General features: G+C 70.6%; 18 protein-coding genes. 6 read left to right on the plus strand and 12 right to left on the minus strand.

Going from position 1 to position 18,022, the window contains the following annotated elements; translation table 11 throughout:
• Positions 1–115: 115 nt before the first annotated feature.
• From ACIQWX_RS05130 to ACIQWX_RS05140, 3 genes are all read right to left on the minus strand, one after another.
• Positions 116–1,882 carry a gamma-glutamyltransferase family protein gene (locus ACIQWX_RS05130; RefSeq protein WP_400865766.1) on the minus strand — a complete coding sequence of 589 codons (1,767 nt, stop codon included), beginning with the start codon at positions 1,880–1,882 and terminating at the stop codon, positions 116–118.
• 30 nt (positions 1,883–1,912) lie between these two features.
• Positions 1,913–2,305: a VOC family protein gene (locus tag ACIQWX_RS05135; RefSeq protein WP_400865769.1), complete on the minus strand. Its 393-nt coding sequence runs from the start codon at positions 2,303–2,305 to the stop codon at positions 1,913–1,915.
• Between the two features lie 131 nt (positions 2,306–2,436).
• Entirely contained in the window at positions 2,437–3,741 is a 1,305-nt protein-coding gene (locus ACIQWX_RS05140) for a UDP-glucose dehydrogenase family protein (protein WP_400865772.1), read from the minus strand.
• Positions 3,742–3,883: 142 nt separating this feature from the next.
• Between ACIQWX_RS05140 and ACIQWX_RS05145 the strand changes: the two genes are divergently transcribed.
• Entirely contained in the window at positions 3,884–4,642 is a 759-nt protein-coding gene (locus ACIQWX_RS05145; RefSeq protein WP_400865775.1) for an SDR family NAD(P)-dependent oxidoreductase, read from the plus strand.
• 82 nt (positions 4,643–4,724) lie between these two features.
• Here the strand turns inward: ACIQWX_RS05145 and ACIQWX_RS05150 are convergent, their stop codons facing one another.
• The 3 genes from ACIQWX_RS05150 to ACIQWX_RS05160 all read right to left on the minus strand — a co-directional run bounded on the left by ACIQWX_RS05150 (position 4,725) and on the right by ACIQWX_RS05160 (position 7,730).
• Positions 4,725–5,372, minus strand: coding sequence for a class I SAM-dependent methyltransferase (locus ACIQWX_RS05150; protein WP_400865778.1), 648 nt, complete (start codon positions 5,370–5,372; stop codon positions 4,725–4,727).
• Between the two features lie 6 nt (positions 5,373–5,378).
• Positions 5,379–6,008, minus strand: coding sequence for a PadR family transcriptional regulator (locus ACIQWX_RS05155; RefSeq protein WP_400865781.1), 630 nt, complete (start codon positions 6,006–6,008; stop codon positions 5,379–5,381).
• Between the two features lie 81 nt (positions 6,009–6,089).
• Positions 6,090–7,730 (minus strand): TM0106 family RecB-like putative nuclease, encoded by a 1,641-nt coding sequence (locus tag ACIQWX_RS05160; RefSeq protein ID WP_400865784.1) that lies wholly within the window; start codon positions 7,728–7,730, stop codon positions 6,090–6,092.
• A gap of 89 nt (positions 7,731–7,819) precedes the next feature.
• On the opposite strand from ACIQWX_RS05160, the gene ACIQWX_RS05165 reads away from it, so the two are divergent.
• Positions 7,820–8,281, plus strand: coding sequence for a DUF6474 family protein (locus ACIQWX_RS05165; RefSeq protein WP_400865787.1), 462 nt, complete (start codon positions 7,820–7,822; stop codon positions 8,279–8,281).
• Positions 8,282–8,654: 373 nt separating this feature from the next.
• Here the strand turns inward: ACIQWX_RS05165 and ACIQWX_RS05170 are convergent, their stop codons facing one another.
• Genes ACIQWX_RS05170 through ACIQWX_RS05185 form a run of 4 tightly spaced genes read right to left on the minus strand, consistent with a single transcriptional unit; the run spans position 8,655 to position 12,193 of the window.
• Positions 8,655–9,614, minus strand: coding sequence for a glycine betaine ABC transporter substrate-binding protein (locus tag ACIQWX_RS05170; RefSeq protein ID WP_400865790.1), 960 nt, complete (start codon positions 9,612–9,614; stop codon positions 8,655–8,657).
• Entirely contained in the window at positions 9,611–10,390 is a 780-nt protein-coding gene (locus ACIQWX_RS05175) for an ABC transporter permease (RefSeq protein ID WP_400865793.1), read from the minus strand. The genes ACIQWX_RS05170 and ACIQWX_RS05175 overlap by 4 nt, the downstream gene beginning before the upstream one ends.
• Entirely contained in the window at positions 10,387–11,553 is a 1,167-nt protein-coding gene (locus ACIQWX_RS05180) for an ABC transporter ATP-binding protein (protein ID WP_400865796.1), read from the minus strand. The genes ACIQWX_RS05175 and ACIQWX_RS05180 overlap by 4 nt, the downstream gene beginning before the upstream one ends.
• Positions 11,546–12,193, minus strand: coding sequence for an ABC transporter permease (locus tag ACIQWX_RS05185; protein WP_364463846.1), 648 nt, complete (start codon positions 12,191–12,193; stop codon positions 11,546–11,548). Before ACIQWX_RS05185 ends, ACIQWX_RS05180 begins: the two co-directional genes overlap by 8 nt.
• Before the next feature lie 253 nt (positions 12,194–12,446).
• Between ACIQWX_RS05185 and ACIQWX_RS05190 the strand changes: the two genes are divergently transcribed.
• From ACIQWX_RS05190 to ACIQWX_RS05205, 4 genes are all read left to right on the plus strand, one after another.
• Entirely contained in the window at positions 12,447–12,992 is a 546-nt protein-coding gene (locus ACIQWX_RS05190) for a hypothetical protein (protein WP_400865800.1), read from the plus strand.
• Positions 12,993–13,064: 72 nt separating this feature from the next.
• Positions 13,065–13,829, plus strand: a complete 765-nt coding sequence (locus tag ACIQWX_RS05195) for a YcnI family protein (protein WP_400865803.1) — start codon at positions 13,065–13,067, stop codon at positions 13,827–13,829.
• The gene (locus ACIQWX_RS05200) at positions 13,830–14,378 is read left to right on the plus strand and encodes a copper resistance protein CopC (protein WP_400865806.1); all 549 of its coding nucleotides are present in this window, start codon (positions 13,830–13,832) and stop codon (positions 14,376–14,378) included.
• The gene (locus ACIQWX_RS05205) at positions 14,378–15,406 is read left to right on the plus strand and encodes a copper resistance D family protein (protein ID WP_400865809.1); all 1,029 of its coding nucleotides are present in this window, start codon (positions 14,378–14,380) and stop codon (positions 15,404–15,406) included. The genes ACIQWX_RS05200 and ACIQWX_RS05205 overlap by 1 nt, the downstream gene beginning before the upstream one ends.
• A gap of 212 nt (positions 15,407–15,618) precedes the next feature.
• On the opposite strand, the gene ACIQWX_RS05210 is transcribed toward ACIQWX_RS05205, so the two are convergent.
• Both ACIQWX_RS05210 and ACIQWX_RS05215 read right to left on the minus strand, forming a co-directional pair.
• Positions 15,619–16,506 (minus strand): phosphotransferase family protein, encoded by an 888-nt coding sequence (locus tag ACIQWX_RS05210; RefSeq protein WP_400865812.1) that lies wholly within the window; start codon positions 16,504–16,506, stop codon positions 15,619–15,621.
• Between the two features lie 22 nt (positions 16,507–16,528).
• Complete coding sequence (locus ACIQWX_RS05215) at positions 16,529–17,914, minus strand: helix-turn-helix transcriptional regulator (protein ID WP_086675045.1); 1,386 nt, start codon at positions 17,912–17,914, stop codon at positions 16,529–16,531.
• Between the last annotated feature and the right edge of the window lie 108 nt (positions 17,915–18,022).

An 18,022-nucleotide genomic window follows, 5' to 3' on the forward strand; every position in this document is an offset into this window, starting at 1 on the left:
GGGGGTCCTAATGATCCGCGCGGGGGGGGGGGGGGGGGCCCCCCGCCCCTTCTCCGGGGTGCCGGGTGGGTTTGTTTCACATTTTTTAACACCATTTTTCCACCCCCACGACCACCTACCTGCCGGCTGCGTAGCCCTGCATGCCCCGGGCGTTCGCCGCCGCTCGCAGCAGACCGTCCGAGCGCGATACCGCCGACAGGCGGCCGAGGGCCCAGTCGCCTGCGTCGACCAGTGAGTGGCCTCGCTCGCGCAAGGCGTCCAATGTGGACGAACCCAGCCTCGACTCCACCACCAGCTCACGCGGGTTCCACGAGCGCGGGTAGAACGAACTCGGGAACGCCGTCGTGTGCCAGGCCGGGGAGTCGATCGACTCCTGGAGGTTCAGGCCGCCGTACACGTGGGCCAGCCAGAAGCACAGCTGCCACTGGTCCTGCTGGTCGCCGCCCGGGGTGCCGAATGCCAGCGTCGGCACCCCGTCGCGCAGCGCCAACGACGGCGACAGCGTGATCCGGGGGCGCTTGCGCGGGGCCAGCGAGTTCGGCAGACCCTCCTCCAGCCAGAACATCTGGCCACGCGAGTCCAGGCAGAAGCCCAGCGACGGGATCGTCGGGCTCGATTGCAGCCAGCCGCCGGACGGCGTCAGGGACACCAGGTTGCCCGCCGCGTCGACGACGTCCAGGTGGACCGTGTCGCCTCGCGTCTGGCCCTGGGGCCCCACCGTCGGCTCGCCCGTCGCTCCACCCTCCGCCTGAACTCCCTGCAGCGAATCCAAGATCGCCGGTAGACGCGCGGGGCCGCGGGCGTCGCCAGGCCGAAGCGCAGGAGACGCCGTGTCGTCGATGAGAGCGCGGCGAGAGTCGGTGTAGGAAGCCGAAAGCAGCACGTCCAGCGGCACGTCCGTGTCGCCGTACCACGCCTCGCGGTCCGCGAACGCCAGCTTCGCCGCTTCGGTCGCCAAGTGCACCGTGCGCTCCGACGGGATTCCGTCCACATAGGACAGCTCGTCGCGGAAGCCGTGCAACAACAACGCCTGCTGCAGCAGCGCCGGCCCCTGGGTCCAGCCGCCCATCTTGACCAGGCGCCAGTCGTCGACGTCCACGAACGCCGGGTCCTCGTACGTCGCCGACCACGACGCCAGGTCCTCGCCCGTCAGCAATCCCGCGTGGTCGCGGCCGGAGTCGTCGCGGAACGCCTGACGGCTGAACGCGTCGATCGCTTCGGCGACGAAACCCTGCGACCAGGCACGACGTCCCGCGTCGATCTGCGCCTCGCGCCCCGAAACCGACTCCGCCTCCCGCAGCAGACGCTCCCACGTGTCCGCCAGCGCCGGGTTCCGGTGCAAGCCGGAAGCCGGCTTGCCGGACGGCATCCACAGCGCCGCCGACGTCGGCCAGTGCTCGGTGAACAGCTGAGACACCGCGCTGATCGTGTCGCCGACCCGCGACACCAACGGGACGCCGTTGCGCGCGTAGCCGATCGCGTACGACAGCACCGTGCGAAGCGGCTTCGTCCCGTAGTCGCGCAGCAGCAGGAGCCACGCGTCCCACGCGCCCGGGACCGTTGCCGGGAGCAGGCCGCTGCCCGGGATCAAGTCGAGCCCGAGCGACGCGAAGTGCGAGACGGTGGCCCCCGCGGGCGACGGGCCTTGGCCGGCCAGCGCCCGCGGGGTCGGGTCGTCCGCCGTCACGAAGAGGCCGGGTACCTGGCCCGCCGGCCCGCACAGGTGCGGCTCGGCGACCTGCAGGACGAACCCGGCGGCGACCGCCGCGTCGAACGCGTTGCCGCCGTCCTCCAGCACCGCCATCCCGGTGGCCGAGGCCAGCCAGTGCGTCGATGCCACCATCCCGAAGGTGCCGGCCAGCTCCGGCCTCGTCGTGAACATGCCCCGATAGTACGCATTGCTAAGGAACTTTTACCAGGACGCCGGCCGCCGCCGTTCCGGCTCGTACGGCTGCGTGATGACCTCCATCCCGTTCCCACCGGGATCGAGGAAGTAGACGCCACGGCCGCCGTGGTTGTGGTTGATTTCGCCGATCTGCTTTCCCATCGGGTCGGCGTGGTAGGTCACGCCCGTTTCGACGAGCCGCGCGAACACGGCGTCGAAGTCGTCCTCCGGGATCAAGAAGCAGTAGTGCTGCAGGCGCAGGTCCTCTTCGGGGATGGTCGCGAAGTCCAGCCGGACGCCGTTGCGCGTCTCGACGGGGATGAACGGACCCCATTCCTCCCCGACTTCGAGGCCGAGCAGGTTCGCCAGGAATTCGGCGGATTCCCGGTTGTTCCGGGACGGGACGATCAAATGGTTCAACGGAAACGGAAACGGAAACGGAAACTGACACGGTGAAATGCCTCCACGGGCACTCCCGCCACCTCCATGCCTCACCCAGCCGGTGACCGACACGCGATGCCGTGCCGATCACCATAACCAAGAGCGCGCCGTCAGGAAACCTTGATTCGCGCCGCCGCCCGCGGGCGCCCGACGCCCTGCCAGGACAGGCCCGCGTCGACGATCGCCCGCGGGTCCAGCAGGTTCCGCGTGTCGACGACGTCGATGCCCTCCATCAGCTCGGCCATCGCGGCCCAGTCGAGGTGCTTGAACTCGGCCCACTCGGTCAGCACGACGACGGCGTCCGCGTCCTTCGCGACCTGGTAGGCGTCGTCGACCACGGTCATCCCGGCGATTTCGCCGTCGACGGCCGGGTCGTAGGCGACCAGTTCGGCGCCCAGCGCGCCCAGCACCGAGGCGACGGCGAGCGCGGGCGAATCGCGCAGGTCGTTCGTGCCCGCCTTGAACGCCAGGCCCAGGACGCCGATCCGCGCGCCGGCCAGCGTGCCGCCGACCGCGCCCGCGATCTTCGCGACGATCCGGTCGCGCTGGGCGATGTTCTCGTCGATCGCCGAGGTCAGCATCTTGAAGTCGTAGTTGACCGACTCGGCGACCTTGACCAGCGCGCTCGTGTCCTTCGGCAGGCACGAGCCGCCCCAGCCGGGGCCGGGCTTGAGGAACGTCCGCCCGATCCGGCGGTCGTAGCCCATGCCTTCGGTGACGAGGTTGATGTCCGCGCCGAGCCGTTCGCACAGCTCGGCGATCGAGTTGACGTAGGACAGCTTCAGCGCGAGGTAGCAGTTCGCGGCGTACTTCACGAGTTCCGCGCTGGCCGCGTCGGCGACGACGACCGGCGCGTCCAGCTCGGCGTACAGCTCGCCAACCCAGCGCGCGGCCGCGAAGTCGTCCGAGCCGACGACGATCCGGTCCGGGCCCAGGAAGTCCGCCACCGCGGTGCCTTCGCGGAGGAACTCGGGGTTCGACACCACCGGCACGTCGGTGCGGCCGAGCATCGCCTGGATCCGCTTCGACGTGCCGACCGGCACCGTCGACTTGGTGACGAGCGCGCAGCCGGCGGGCAGGACGTCCCCGATCTCGGCGGCCACGGCCTCGACCGCGCGCAGGTCCGCGGAACCGCCCGCGCCCATCGGCGTCGGTACGCAGAGGAACACCGCCTGGGCGTCGCGGACCGCGTCCCGCGCGCCGACGACGAACTGGAGGCGGCCCGCCGCGATCCCGCGGGTGACCAGGTCGGCCAGCCCCGGTTCGAGGATGTCGACGCGGCCGGCGGCGAGGCGCGACACCTTCGCGCGGTCGACGTCCACGCAGGTGACGGAATGCCCCAGACTGGCCAGGCAGGCCCCCGTGGTCAGTCCGACGTAACCGGTCCCTACCACCACGATCCGAGCTGGCGTCATGGTGCTGAAGGTGACAGCCGGAGTTGACCTCCGCGCTAACGGAAACAGTCGTCCCCGGAAGCGGTGAGCGAAGACACGAACCCCGCCTGCGAACGAGCGTTAACCTGAGTCCGCGAATCGGAGTACGAAGGGAACGGCAAAGATGCAGATCACCGACACCGCGGCGCTGGTCACCGGGGGCGCGTCCGGCCTCGGCGGGGCGACGGCGAAGGCCCTCGCGGCCAAGGGCGCGCGGGTGTTCGCGCTCGACCTGGCGCCGTCCATCGAGAAGGCCGAGCAGATCGACGGCATCACCTACGTCGAGGCGGACGTCACCGACGTCGAGCAGGTCGAGGCCGCCGTCGCGACGGCTTCGGGCGCCGGCGTTCCGCTGCGGACCGTGGTGAACTGCGCCGGCATCGGGCCGTCCGCGCGGATCCTGTCCAAGAAGGGCCGCCACGACCTCGCGCTGTACGCGAAGGTCATCCAGATCAACCTGGTCGGGACGTTCAACGTGCTGACCGTCGCGTCCGAAGCGATCGCCAAGACCGAGCCGCTCGAGGACGACGCCCGCGGCGTCATCATCAACACCGCGTCGATCGCCGCGTTCGACGGCCAGATCGGGCAGGTCGCCTACTCGTCGTCCAAGGGCGGCGTCGTCGGCATGACGCTTCCCGCGGCCCGCGACCTGGCGTCGCACGGCATCCGCGTGCTGACCATCGCGCCGGGCATCGTCGACACGCCGATGCTCGCCACGGTCAGCGAGGAGTTCCGCGCGACGCTCGCCGCCGGCATCCCGTTCCCGAAGCGCCTCGCGCGGCCGGACGAGTACGCGCAGCTCGCGCTGTCGCTCATCGACCACGACTACCTGAACGGCGAGGTCGTCCGCATGGACGGCTCGCTCCGGATGGCCCCTCGCTGACCCCGACGACGGCACTTTCGTAGGGAAAGTTCGGCTCGAGGACCCTCGAAGCCGAACTTTCCCTACGAAAGCTCCGCTTGCCTCAGCGGGTGAGGCGGACCTCCAGGCCGATGCCGTCGGTCGTCACCGAGCAACCGCCGAAAGCGCTTTCGGCGGCCAGTGATTCGAACTGCTCCCGCGTGAACGCCCGGCGCCGCAGCCAGCCCAGCGTCCGCCGGACGGTGAAGCCGCTGACCACGCCGACGTTCATCGACGCGACTTCGCGGCCGATGTCCGCGGCGGTGGCCTCGTGGTTGAGGTCGTGGATCACCGCGAACCCGCCCGGGCGCAGGACCCGGTGCATCTCGTTCAGCGCCGCCACCGGCTGCCGGAAGTTCTTGAACGCGGCCTGGCAGACGAGGAAGTCGAACGACTCCGCGTCGAACGGCGCGTGCGTGATGTCGCCTTGGCGGAAGTCGACGTCCGGGCCGTTTTCGCGGGCGATCTCGACCATCGTGTGGCTGATGTCGAGCCCGGTGACGCGGAAGCCGCGCTTTGCGAGTTCGACGGCGAAGAAGCCCGGGCCGGGCGCGACTTCCAGGATCTCGGCACCCTCGGGCAGCCCGGACGTGACCTCGGCCGCCTGCTTCCGGTACTGCGCGAGCTGGGCTTCGGTGCCGCGGTTCTTGGCGTACCAGCGGGCCTGGAAGCCCTCCATCTCGGGCACCTTGTGCTTGCGAGTGGTCTCCATCGGTTCCTACCTCTCCACGAACTCCCCCAGGTCGTCCGGGAATTCGCCGGTTTCGTGGTATCGGCGCCACGCCTCGATGCCGGGCAAGGCGCCGGTGGTCAGTTCTTCGAGGAAGCCGCGCACCCAGCGCCCCTCGGCTTCCGTCATCGCGAGGTCGTACTCGGCCTCCACCAGGAACAGCCGCGGCATCAGCGGCCGCAGCTGCTCCAACGCCGACCGCTGCGTCTCGGCGTGCTCGTCAAGCAGGGCGAGCCGCTCCCGCAGCCGGCTGATCGCCTGGTCCGGACCCAGGACACCGATCATCGACAGCCCGGCCTTGAACCGCGGCGGCTCCCGGTCGAGCGTGCTGACGAGCTCGCGGACCCAGTCCTCGAACTCCGCCCGGCCGGCCGGGGTGATCCGGTAGACGGTCCGCTCGGGACGTCCGCCATCGCGAACGCTCTCGACGGCCTCCAGGAAGCCGTGCTTCTCCAGGTTCGCGACGACCGTGTAGAGCGAGCCCCACTTGATCGGCATGTCGGCGTCCTTGCCGCGTTCCTTCAGCACGGCCGCCATCTCGTACGGGTGCATCGCGCGTTCCAGCGCGACGGACAGCACGGCGAGGCCGAGCATGCTGCCGACCTTCCGCTTCTTCATGCCGACTCCTCGTTAGCGAGTACTCGTCGACGAGTATACGCAAGACGTGCCAGCAGGCAAGTGTCTTAGTCGACGAACTACTCAGAGATCGAACATGTACGGCACTTCGGCCTGCGCCCGCTCGTCGATCCACTCGCGCAGCGCGTGCGTCGCCAGGACGTCGTCCTCGTTGTAGCGCAGCAGGCGCTCGCGCTGCTCGTTGTCGGGCTTCTCGCCGTCCATGCCGACCGCGTCGCGGTACCAGCGCATCGACGCCTCGCCGCCCGCTTCCGGGTCGCGCCACGAGAAGCCCGCCACCGGGGCGATCACCTTCAGGCCCTTGCCGTGGGAGCACAGGAACTGGTCGGTGACGCTCCGGAAGAGGTCGACCCACTCGTCGGAGTCCACAAAGGACTGGATTTCCTTCTTCGTGGGGATGCCCGGGTGGTCGCCGAAGCGCTCGACCGAGCCGAAGAGCCAGCGGTTCTCGGCGAGCGCGTTGTAGCAGTAGGCGCGGAAGGTCAGGCCGGCCGCTTCGGTGCGCTCGCGGACGTCGGTCAGCCACGCCCAGAACTCGGCGAACGAGCGGGCCTCGTCGCCGGTCGGCAGCGGATCCCACGTCGCGAACGCGCGGTAGCCCGGCGCGACACCGATGTCGGCACCCGTGAGCAAGCAGCCCCAGAGGTACGCGCCGGCGTCGCCGAAGCTCTCCATGTCGACGTCGACCTCGACGTCGGCGCGCGGCACCTCGACGCGGTCGACGCGACGCACCAGCGTCAGGTCGGCCAGCCACGCGCGGGCGAGGACGACCGCGTCCGGGAACGTCACGCCCGTCCAGTTCACGTCCGGCGCGTCGCCGGTCGGGTCGAGCGCGGCCAGCTTGTCCACAGTGGACACGCCGGCGCGGCGCAGCTCCACCGCGTCCTCGCCGCGGACCACGAGGCTGACGTCGCGGGTTTCGGTGAGCACGACCTCGCACGTCGGCCACCACGGGCAGCGGCGGCACTCCAGCACGCGCGACGGCTCGGCCAGCGGCTCCTCGCCGTTCGCGGCCGCCGTCGCGATGGCGAGCCGGTCGGCGAACCGGACCTGGTACTCGGTCAACGCGTTGCGCCCGCCCGGCCAGGTGCCCGCGGTGAGGTCGTGCCAGACGACGACGTCGGCGTCGAGACCGATGACGCCGCCGATGGCGAGGCTCTCGTCGGCGTGTCCGAGCGTCTGCAGCATGCGGCGGGTGTGCACAAGCCGGAGCTGGTCGCGCGGCTGCGACCGGACCTTGCGGCCTTCGTCGGCCGTGCGGTGCGCCGGGTCGAGGTCGGTCAGCTCGGTGACAATCGCGCCCGCGCCGCGGTCGGAGATCCGGTGGCGCACGACGAGCACCGGGACGTACCCGCGGCCGGTGCGCACGAGCAGGTCGACGCCGCCGCGCCGGTGCCCGGCCGCGTCGACCGGGAACAGCGCGCCCCAGACGTATTGCGCTTCGGCGGCGAAGGCCTGCTCAGTCAGCTCGACGCGTTCGTGGGCAGGCAGGTCGCGGTCGATCTTCACCCAGTGCCCGGGGTTGGCCGCCATCAGCCTGCTGACGATGTCCTCGCGGTGGGCGGTCGCGTCGGCGATCCGCTGCTGCGCCGTGGGGTCCGGCGGCGAAAGCGGTACCTCGCGCATCGCCGGGTCGTGCTCGAGGTGCACGCGACGGCGGCAGCGGCTGACCGCGCCCGCGTCGAGTACCACCTCACCCTGCATGGAGATCACTCTAGATCCCACCGCCGAGCCGACATGCCCGCCACCCTGGCTACCAGTAAGTTCGACGTCGACACGTCGCAGGAGGTGCCATGGCGCGCAAGGCCAAGGTCGAGGGTGATGCCAGGTTCACCCCTAAGAGGGCGAAGAACGCGGTCGCGGTGGCGAAGGTGCTCGGCCCGGCGGTGATCCCGGTGGTGGCGCCGTTCGCGGTGCGCGCGGCGGGCGCCGCGCGGGACGCGTACGACCGCTACCAGGCGCGCAAGCTGGGGGTCTCGGTCGACCGGCTGGGCGAGTACACCGGCCGCGGCGCGGCCCTGCACGCCCGGATCGCGGGCCTCGCCGACGGCTGCCGCGACCTGCAGAAGTCGGAGAAGGCGTCGAAGGCGGACCAGGAGTTCGCGAACGACTCGCTGAGCACGCTGGAGCAGCTGTCGGCATCGGTGCGCGCGGCGGAGCGGATGCCAGCGGCACGGCGCAAGGCCGTGCACCGCGCGGTGGCCGGCGAGCTGGAGCGGCTGGAAGGCCAGCTGCTGCACCGGCTCGGGATCTGACCGCAGCCCCCGCCCTGTCCCGGCAGGGGCCCGGCAAAGTCGCGCCCGCACACGCCGCGACGGATCCGCCAACGTCTTCAATGACCGAAGTCGAGCCTGTTGTTTGCGGCTTTGCGATCCTCGCCGTCGGCCAACCTGGCCAGGTTGGCAGGCCGGGCCGGACGGCATGAACGACTCTTTCAGCGCGTCGGACGGCATGAAAGAGTCGTTCATAACGTTCGGCCGAGGCGTCGCCGTGCTCTCCGGCTGTTCACCCGGTTCTATCGGCGGTGGGGCCGAAACGGGTGCCGCGGAAATCTGTGGACAACTCCGTGCCTGTGGATAGCTGATTTGACAAACGGCCGGGCAACGTGATCGCTGCCCGGCCGTTCGGCTACTTCACGAAGCCCTTCTTGACCATCCAGTCGTGGGCGACCTTGCCCGCGTCCTGGCCGTCGACGTCGACCTGCTTGCACAGCTCGACCATCTGCTCGTTGTCGATCGCCGCGCTTACCTTCTCCAGTGGGCCGCGGACCTCCGGGTGCTGCTTCAGCCACTCGGTTCGCAGCGTCGCCACCGCGTTGTACTGGGGGAACGCCTTCTTGTCGTCCTCCAGCACCCGGAGGTTGAGGCCCGAGATCCGGCCGTCGGTCGTGAAGACCTCGCCGACCGGGCACGTTCCGCTCGCCACCGCCGAGTAGATCGTGCCGATGCCGAAGTTCTTCACCGTCGGGCCCTGGAAGCCGTACGCCTTCACCGCCGCCGGGAAGCCGTCCTGACGGCTGGTGAACTCCGTCTCCAGGCAGAACACCGCCTGGTCCGGCTTCTGCTTGATGAACGCCGCCAGGTCGGACGTCGTCTTCAGGTTGTTCTGCGCGCCGTACGCCTCGGTGACGGCGAAGGCGTACTGGTCGTTCAGCGGCGAGTAGTTCAGCCACGTGACGCCGAACTTCTCCTCGTCCGCCTTGGCCGTCGCCTCGTACTGGGCCTTCTCGCCGCCCGGGACCGGGAGCTCGTTGCCCTGGTAGTTGATCCAGCCCGTGCCCGTGTACTCCCACGTGACGTCGGTCTGGCCGGACAGCAGCGCCTGGCGCGAGGAGTTGGAGCCCTTGATGTCGGACAGGTCGACGACGTCGGCGCCGGCCGCCGTCAGGGCCATCTCCGCCATGTACGCCAGGATGATGTTCTCGGTGAAGTCCTTCGACCCCACCGTCACCTTCAGGCCCTGCAGCGACGGGATCGGCTGGATCGAGCCCGGCTGGATGTCGTAGGGCACCGCCTGGTTGACCGTCAGGCCGCACGACGAAAGCGTCACTCCCAGCAGAGCCACGCAGAGCAGTCGCCGGATCTTCATCGCAGCCCCTTCGGTCCGAAGAACTGTTCGGCGACCGCGCCCAGCCAGTCCACCAGCAGCGCCAGCGCGACCGCCAGCACCGAGCCGGTCACCAGCACCGAGGTCAGGTTCAGCTTGTAGCCGGTGTCGATCAGCAGGCCGAACCCGCCGGCGTTGACGAACATGCCGAACGTCGCCGTGCCGACCGCCAGCACGAGCGACGTGCGCAGGCCGGCCAGGATCAGCGGGACGGCGAGCGGCAGCTCGACCCGCCACAGCACCGCGGCCGACGACATCCCGATGCCGCGGCCGGCGTCGATCAGCGCCGGGTCGACCTGCTGGATGCCCACCATCGTGTTCCGCAGCACCGGCAGCAGCGAGTAGAAGGCCAGCGGCAGCGCCGCCACCCAGATCCCGCCGGTCGCGCCGGTGACGATGAACCACAGCACCAGCACGCCCAGCGCGGGCGCGGCCTGGCCGATGTTCGCGATCGCCAGGAAGATCGGCGCGAGGAAGCGCGCCCACGGCCGCGTCACGATGACCCCGAGCGGCACCGCGACCAGGACGACGATCGCGGTCACCACGAGCGTCATCAGCACGTGGTCCCACAACGCGGTCAGCAGCGACGACGCGTTGAGCGTCTCCTTCTCCGTCGCGGTCAGCCCGCTGGAGAACACCGAGACCAGCGTCACCGCGACGATGACCAGCACGGCGACGGGCTGGGCGAAGAGGCGGACGCGTTCCGCGCGCCTGGAGCCGGACTCGGTGCTGAAACCGGTATCGACGGCAGCCGTCATGCGGACACCTCTTCACCGTTCGTGTGTTCGTCGCGCAGCTGCTGGATGGTCGCGATCACGGTGTCCAGCTGGATGGTGCCCGCGTACTCGCCGCGCGCGCCGGTCACCGGCACCGACCCGCCCTCGGCGAGCATCGCCTCGAGCGCGTCCTGCAGCGTCGACTGCAGGCTGACGATGTCCCGCAGCGGCTTGCCCGCGTGGGCCAGCGACGCCCCCGCCCGCAGGTCGCGCGCGTGGACCCAGCGCGTCGGGCGGCGGCGCGCGTCCAGCACCAGCGCGAAGTGCTTGCGCTGGTCTTCGAGCTTCTTGCGGACCTCGGCCGGGTCGTCGTCGACCGACGCGGTCAGCGCGTCCTGCGCCAGCTCGACGTCCCGGACCCGCAGCAGCGTCAGCTGCTTCAGCGACGCGCCCGCGCCGACGAAGCCGGCGACCGTGTCGTCGGCCGGGTTGGCCAGGATCGCCTCGGGCGTGTCGTACTGCAGGATCGACGACTGGTTGCCGAGCACCGCGATCTTGTCGCCGAGCTTCACGGCCTCGTCGAAGTCGTGCGTGACGAACACGATCGTCTTCTTCAGCTCGCTCTGCAGGCGCAGCAGCTCGTCCTGCAGGTTGCCGCGGGTGATCGGGTCGACCGCGCCGAACGGCTCGTCCATCAGCAGCACCGGCGGGTCCGCGGCGAGCGCCCGCGCGACGCCGACGCGCTGCTGCTGCCCGCCGGACAGCTGGCGCGGGAAGCGGTCGCGGAAGTCGGCCGGGTCGAGCCCGACCAGGTCCATCATCTCCTCGACCCGGTCGTTGACCTTCTTCTTGTCCCAGCCGAGCAGGCCCGGCACGACCGCGATGTTCTGCGCCACGGTGAAGTGCGGGAACAGGCCGGCCTGCTGGATGGCGTAGCCGATCCGGCGGCGCAGGGTGTCGACGTCGAGCTTGCCCGCGTCCTCGCCACCGATGGTGATCTTGCCGGACGTCGGCTGGACCAGGCGGTTGATCATCCGCATGGTCGTCGTCTTGCCGCAGCCGGACGGGCCGACGAAGACCACGATCTTGCCTGCGGGCACGACCATCGAGAAGTCGTCGACGGCGGCTTCGCGGGTGCCGGGGTACCGCTTGGTCACGTGCTCCAGCTCGATCTCGACGCCGGAGACTTCCTCGTTCTCAGCCACGGACACCCCTCGAAATGGTGAAGCGCTTGATCAGGACGTAGATGCCGTCGAGGATCAGCGCGAGGATGACGACCCCGACCGTTCCGGTGACGGCTTGGTTCAGGGAGTTCGTGCTCCCCGCGTTCGTGAGCCCGGAGAAGACCTCGGCGCCGAAGCCGGGTCCCTTCGCGTAGGCGGCGATCACCGCGATGCCCATCAGCATCTGCGTCGCGACGCGCATGCCGGTGAGGATCGCCGGCCACGCCAGCCGCAGCTCGACCCGGGTCAGCACGCCGAAGCGGCTCATCCCGATGCCGCGCGCGGCGTCGACGACGGCCGGGTCGACCCCGTCGAGCCCGACGATGGTGTTCCGGACGATCGGCAGCAGGCCGTAGAGCACCAGCGCGATCACGGCCGTCGTCGGACCGAGCCCCGAAAGCGGGATCAGCAGGCCCAGGAGGGCGAACGACGGAACCGTCAGGATCGTGCTCGCCAGCGCCGTGGCCACCGCCGAACCGATCGGGCTGCGGTAGACCGCGATCCCGATCAGCACGCCGAGCACCGCCGCGAGGATCGTGCACTGCACCACCATGCTGGTGTGCAGGTAAGCCTCCAGCCAGAGCTTGCTCGCCCGGTCGGAGATGTAGTCGAAGAGGTTCATCCGTGTCCGCTCTCCCGCCCTTTGCGCAGGCTCTCACCCGAACGGGCTAGTTCCTGACCGACGGCTCAGTACCCAGCTCATGGCCGGACCAAACCCCCGTTTCGGCCCACCGGTGCCGCCCACCTTGGCCCTGACGGGCGTGATCGGCAACAAATGGCCTGAACCACGGCGTGGCGTGGTCCGTGAACTCGGTGTGTGCTCACTTCACGGGATCACACGCTCACCCGGGGAAAGGTCCCTTAGGCTGCTCCTCATGAGCGTTCCGGCACGGCGTCCCGCCGTGCTCGGTGCTACCCGGGGCGTGTCGCTCGCCGTGTCCGCGGCGGCGCTCTCCGTGACCGCGCACCGGCTCGCCGACGGCGGCCTGCCGGACCCGGCGATGACCGTGCTGCTCACCGGCCTCTTCGGCTGGACCGCGACCGCGCTGGCTCGCAAGGCGCGCGGGCCGGTCGCCACGATCGCCCTGCTCGGTGCCGCCCAGCTCGTGATGCACCTGCTGCTCACCACGCTCGCCGGCCACCACGACGTGTACGCGACGCCCGGCAGCACCGGGCTCGGCATGGTGGCCGCGCACTCGGTCGCCACCCTGGCCACCGCGCTCCTGCTCGCCCGCGCGGACGCGACGCTGCTCACGGTCCTGGCCGTGCTGCGCGCGATCCTGCCGCGGCTGCTCACGCCGCTGCCGGTGCCGGCCGCGGCCCCCGCGCTCGTCCCCGCCCGCACCTCGGCGCCGGGGCACCTCGTCGGCGTCGACCTGCGCCGGATCCGCGGGCGACGCGGCCCACCGGTCCACTCCTGACCCCCAGCTCGTCCCCGAACCAGCGGACCCCCGAGTCCGCTGCCCCTTCTTGAGTTCATCAGGAGTGAACCCATGTCCCAGCACGTCTTCAAGCGCGCCGGTTTCCTCGCCGCCACCGTCGGTGTCGCCGGTCTCCTCGGTGCCGGCGTCGCCTCCGCGCACGTCACCGCCAACGTCTACGGCCCGCAGCCGACGAAGGGCGGGTACGCGGCGATCGTCTTCCGCGTGCCGAGCGAGGAGAAGGACCCGGTCACCACGACGAAGGTCGCCGTCGACTTCAAGGCGGACTACGGCATCGGCTCGGTGCGGACCAAGCCGGTCCCCGGCTGGACCGCCGAGGTCACGAAGTCGAAGCTGCCGACCCCGATCACCAAGGACAACGGCACGCAGATCACCGAAGCCGTCACCGCGGTGACCTGGACCGCGCAGGCGGGCAGCGAGCTCAAGGCCACCGACTACCAGGAGTTCTCGGTCTCCTTCGGCCCGCTGCCGACCAACGTGGACCAGGTCGAGTTCCCGGCGCACCAGACCTACAGCGACGGCAAGGTCGTCGACTGGACCCAGGCGACCCCTGCGGGCGGCGAGGAGCCGGAGCACCCGGCGCCGGTCGTGAAGCTGGCCGCGAAGGCCGCGGAAGGCGACGACCACGCCGCGATGGGCGCCAACACGGCGGCCACCACCGGGGAGCAGACTGAAGCCGCGGCGGCGACGTCGGACAGCACGGCCCGCTGGCTCGGCGGCGCCGGCCTGCTCGTCGGCGCCATCGGCCTCGGCGTCGGGGCCGGCGCGACCATCCGGGCCCGCAAGGCCACGGCCAAGTCGGGAGGCAACAGCTAGATGAGGAAGGCGCTCGTCGCGCTGGCGCTGACGGTGGTGGCCGTGCTCGGCACGGCCACCCCGGCGCTGGCGCACAACGTGCTGATCTCCTCGGACCCGGCGAACGGCGCTTCGATCGCCGCCGGCCCGCAGAAGATCAGCTTGACGTTCGACCAGTACGTGCAGGGCGCGGACGTCAACCAGATCGCGGTGACCGGACCCGGCGGCGGCCAGTGGGCCGAGGGCCCGATCAGCGTGGTGAACAACGTCATCAGCGCGCCCCTGCGGCCGCTCGGGCCGGCCGGCAAGTACACCGTCGGCTACCGGGTGCTCTCCGCGGACGGCCACCCGGTGACCGGTGAGCTCTCCTTCACCCTGACCGCGGCGGGCACCGGCACGCCGGCGACCGTCGACGCGGCGAAGTCGCCGGGCAGCTCGTCGCAGGCGGCGCCGCAGTCCGGCTCGACCGGGGTGCCGATCTGGGTCTGGATCGCCGGCGCCGTCGTGCTGCTGGCCATCGGGCTCACCGTGGCGCTGCGCTCGGGCCGGTCGGTGGAAGAGAAGAACTGATGACCCAGGCCGAGACCACCGCGAAACCCCGCTACGCGACGCTGCTCTGCGTCGTGACGGCGGGCTTGCTCGGCGCCCTGATCGGCGTCGCGCTCCTGTCCACCACCCCGGTCCCCGGGGTGGTGGAGCCGAGCGCGGTGGTCTCGGCCGGAATCCCGGTCGTGCGGGTGCTGCTCGACCTCGCCGCGGTCACGACCATCGGCCTCGCGCTGCTGTCGGTGCTCGTCGGTTACGACCGCCCGAAGCTGACCGAGCCGATCATGCGGCTGGCCCGCCCGGCAGGCGTCGCGGCCGCGCTGGTCTGGGCGACGGCCGCCGTCGTCGCGCTGGTCCTGCAGACCGCGGAGTACAAGCCCGGCTCGTCGACGCTCACCGCCGGGGACATCGGCGACTACATCGTCGCCGTCGGCGCGGGCAAGGCGCTCGTCATCGTCGCCGTGCTCGCGCTCGTGCACGCCGGGATCGGCGCGCTGGCGCTGCGTTTCGGCGAGAAGGTGCCCGCCGAGGTCCGCGTCGGGCTCGGCTTGTTCGCGCTGCTGCCGCTGCCGGTCACCGGGCACGCGTCGAACTGGAACTACCACGACTACACGATGATCTCGATGGAGCTGCACGTCATGAGCGCGGTCGCCTGGACGGGCGGCCTCGGCGCGATGACCGTGCTCCTCGTCGCGAACCGGACGCTGCTGGCGCACGCGCTGCCCCGGTTCTCGAAGCTCGCGACGCTCTGCCTGGTCCTCTCGGCGGCGACCGGGCTGTTCAACGGCCTCGTCGAGATCTCGCTCAACCCGACCATCGGCTTCTGGGCGGCGATCTTCACGACGCCGTACGGGCAGCTGTTCGTCCTCAAGTTCCTGTGCACCGGCGTCATCGCGCTGCTCGGCGCGTACACCCGCTTCCGGCTGATGCCGCAGATCGTCCGGCACAACCGCACGGCGCTCGCCGCGTGGGCGACGCTCGAGCTGACGGTGATGGGGTTGGCGTTCGGCTTCGCCGTGGTGCTGACGCGGGCGCCGGTCGTCGCGTCCTGAAAACCCTTCCCCGCAGGTAGAACCCGGTTCCAGGTCACGCCCAGTAGCTGCAACTTGCGCATTGGGCTGATGGGTAGACCATTGGGGGCGACCCGTCGGACCGAACTTTCTACCCTGAGAAGAGCCCATTTCGGAAGCGACGAACGGTCATCTGCAGTCGGCGAATGCACGTGCAGTTTGTGGCGCCGATCACATGATGTGACAGACCCGGCTCAGCGGTAACGCGTCCACCGCGCGTCCGTCCGGCCGCTGCGGAGGTCGTCCAGACGGCGGAACAGCTCGGGCCGCACCTGGGGCCGGCTGCGCAGGATGGGCAGCACGCTCGTCGTCAGCTTCAGCTCGCGGATCGCCCGGAGCACACCGAACCCGGACCACGACGTCACGTCGAAGCCGTACGCCGCGGCGAACGTCCGGTAGCGCACCGGCGGGTCGCCGAACCGTTCACGGCCGACCGCCAGCGGCGTCAGGTCCCACTCGGGCGGGCCGACGCACGAGGAGTCGAAGTCGCAGAGCACCGGCCCGTCCGGGCCGGGGATGACGTTGCCGGGGTACGCGTCGCCGTGGACCAGGCCCCTGGGCAGCGGGAATTCGAGCCCGGCCAGCGCGGCTTCGAGCTCGGCGCAGCGGTCGAGCAGGAACGCACGGTCGGCGTCACCGAGCTCCTCGGCGTCGGACACCCGGGCCCGCACCGCGGCGAACGGCGCCCACTCGGCGAGCCCGTCGGGCGCCGGGAGCGCGTGCACCTGGCGCAGCAGCCGGGCCAGGTCGGTGGACGTCGCCGGCCGGCCGATGCTCGGCACCTGGTGCCACACGGTCACGAGGTGCCCGTCGACCGCCATCGGCTGCTCGACGGTGTCGAGCAGCCGGATCGCCGGGACGCCGTGGCGTTCGAAGTGCCGGGCTGTGCGCACGACCGTGCCGACGCGGTGCCGCAGCTGGGTCGAGCCGACGATCCGGATCACGAACGGCGCCGTGACCAGGGCGTACACGGCGTTGTTCGTGAACCGCAGGAGCCGCGCGCCCGCCGGGTCGAAACCCAGCCGCGCGCAGGCCGACGCCAGTACGCCACGCAGCTTGCCGGAGGTGAACCGGCCGTCCAAGACGGTCCCGGCCCCTTCGGCGTCAGGCGGCGTAGAAAGCGTTGAGGCGGTCGGCGAGGTCACGGGCGTCGGCGTTGTTGCGGCGGCGCTCGGCCTCGTCCTGCAGAGGCCGCATGCGGTCCTTGACCCGCTCGGACTTGATGCCCTCGGCGCAGTCGATGGCCTTGCCGCCGACCTTGGCGCCGTGGTCGAGGTCGCCCTCGAGCAGGTGGTTGGTGGCCAGGGCACTCAGCATGAACGTCTTGGAGCGGGCCATCTCGTCGTCGTAGGACTCGACGGCCCTGGTCAGCGCCGGGATGGCGTACTTGGTGTGCTCGGTGTTCTTCTGCGCGAGGACGGTGTGGACGGTGCCGACCATGGCGTAGACGTCGGTCTCGGTGAAGAACTTCACCCAGGACTCGGCCTCGGCCAGGTTGGCGCGCTCGAACTCGTCCTTGCTCCGGCCGAGCAGCTTCACGGCCTGCTCTTCGTTGCCCATCATCGCGTAGGCCCACGCCTCGTTCGCGCAGAGCACGGAGACGGCCAGCTCGGAACCGCTTTCCTGGGCGGCGATCTGGCCCAGCTGGAACAGCTTCAGCGCGTCGTTCGGGGCGTCCTGGTGCAGGTAGACGCGGCCCATCCGGTAGAGGACGTTGGCGACGAGCGGGTGGTTCTCGCCCTGCTTGGCCAGGTCCAGCGCGTTCGCGAAGTGGCCGCGGGCGGAGTCCATCAGGCCGGTGTCGAACGACGTCCAGCCGGCCAGCGAGTGCAGGTCGGCCAGCGCCACGTACAGGCGGTTCTTGACGATGTCGGTGCCGTGCGCCTCGAGCATCTGCTGTCCCCAGGACAGCTGCGCCACGACGGCGTCGCGGCAGAACCCGCCACCGTACTGGTAGTCCAGGGCGCGCAGGGCGCGCGTCGCGGCCTCCACCTGACGCACGTCGGTCATGCCGATGCGCCCGGGCGCCGGCGTCCGGGCCGGCCCGGCCGACCAGGTGCCCGACTCCGGACCGAACACCGCCGCACCCATCGTGACCTGGGCGGCGTGCGCGAGGAACCTCCGTCGCTTCACGGACTCGTCCTCCTCAGCCTGCTGGCCGTCGGCGGAGCCGACGACGCGTATCGCCGTGGCCTCGTCGTAGGCGAGGCCCATGTACCCACGTGGGACACCCAGGCCGTCGGCGATCCGCGTGAGCACGTCGTAGGCCATGACCTGGCGACCCTTGAGGATCTCCGACACCTCGGACTGGGACTGGCCGGTCATCGCGGCGATCTGGCGCTGCGAGACACCGTGCTTGCGCAAGAGGCGGTAGACGGCGCTGATCTCGCGGGACGCGAGAGCCGCTCTCATCTCCGGCTGCTCCCACGCGTCAGCGGGAACCGCGTGGCTCTGCCGGGCTTCGGCACTGCCACCGTTACTGGCGTCCATCGCGCCCCCTCCAACTGTCCGGTCGGGCGTCTGTGAAACAGCGTAGGCAAACCTGCGGAACCGTGTGAACAGCCGAACTGGTGCCCTGATCGGTCCGGGCGAAGTCCG

Source organism: Amycolatopsis sp. NPDC098790 (assembly GCF_044759945.1).
Taxonomy (GTDB): domain Bacteria; phylum Actinomycetota; class Actinomycetes; order Mycobacteriales; family Pseudonocardiaceae; genus Amycolatopsis.

Bases quoted from the DNA above. Each gene is read 5' to 3' on its own strand.
- ACIQWX_RS05215 (WP_086675045.1), bottom strand. From the start codon at position 17,914: ATGGACGCCAGTAACGGTGGCAGTGCCGAAGCCCGGCAGAGCCACGCG.
- ACIQWX_RS05200 (WP_400865806.1), top strand. From the start codon at position 13,830: ATGAGGAAGGCGCTCGTCGCGCTGGCGCTGACGGTGGTGGCCGTGCTC.
- ACIQWX_RS05155 (WP_400865781.1), bottom strand. From the start codon at position 6,008: ATGAAGAAGCGGAAGGTCGGCAGCATGCTCGGCCTCGCCGTGCTGTCC.
- ACIQWX_RS05165 (WP_400865787.1), top strand. From the start codon at position 7,820: ATGGCGCGCAAGGCCAAGGTCGAGGGTGATGCCAGGTTCACCCCTAAG.
- ACIQWX_RS05160 (WP_400865784.1), bottom strand. From the start codon at position 7,730: ATGCAGGGTGAGGTGGTACTCGACGCGGGCGCGGTCAGCCGCTGCCGC.
- ACIQWX_RS05195 (WP_400865803.1), top strand. From the start codon at position 13,065: ATGTCCCAGCACGTCTTCAAGCGCGCCGGTTTCCTCGCCGCCACCGTC.
- ACIQWX_RS05150 (WP_400865778.1), bottom strand. From the start codon at position 5,372: ATGGAGACCACTCGCAAGCACAAGGTGCCCGAGATGGAGGGCTTCCAG.
- ACIQWX_RS05130 (WP_400865766.1), bottom strand. From the start codon at position 1,882: ATGTTCACGACGAGGCCGGAGCTGGCCGGCACCTTCGGGATGGTGGCA.
- ACIQWX_RS05185 (WP_364463846.1), bottom strand. From the start codon at position 12,193: ATGAACCTCTTCGACTACATCTCCGACCGGGCGAGCAAGCTCTGGCTG.
- ACIQWX_RS05175 (WP_400865793.1), bottom strand. From the start codon at position 10,390: ATGACGGCTGCCGTCGATACCGGTTTCAGCACCGAGTCCGGCTCCAGG.
- ACIQWX_RS05205 (WP_400865809.1), top strand. From the start codon at position 14,378: ATGACCCAGGCCGAGACCACCGCGAAACCCCGCTACGCGACGCTGCTC.
- ACIQWX_RS05140 (WP_400865772.1), bottom strand. From the start codon at position 3,741: ATGACGCCAGCTCGGATCGTGGTGGTAGGGACCGGTTACGTCGGACTG.
- ACIQWX_RS05145 (WP_400865775.1), top strand. From the start codon at position 3,884: ATGCAGATCACCGACACCGCGGCGCTGGTCACCGGGGGCGCGTCCGGC.
- ACIQWX_RS05170 (WP_400865790.1), bottom strand. From the start codon at position 9,614: ATGAAGATCCGGCGACTGCTCTGCGTGGCTCTGCTGGGAGTGACGCTT.
- ACIQWX_RS05190 (WP_400865800.1), top strand. From the start codon at position 12,447: ATGAGCGTTCCGGCACGGCGTCCCGCCGTGCTCGGTGCTACCCGGGGC.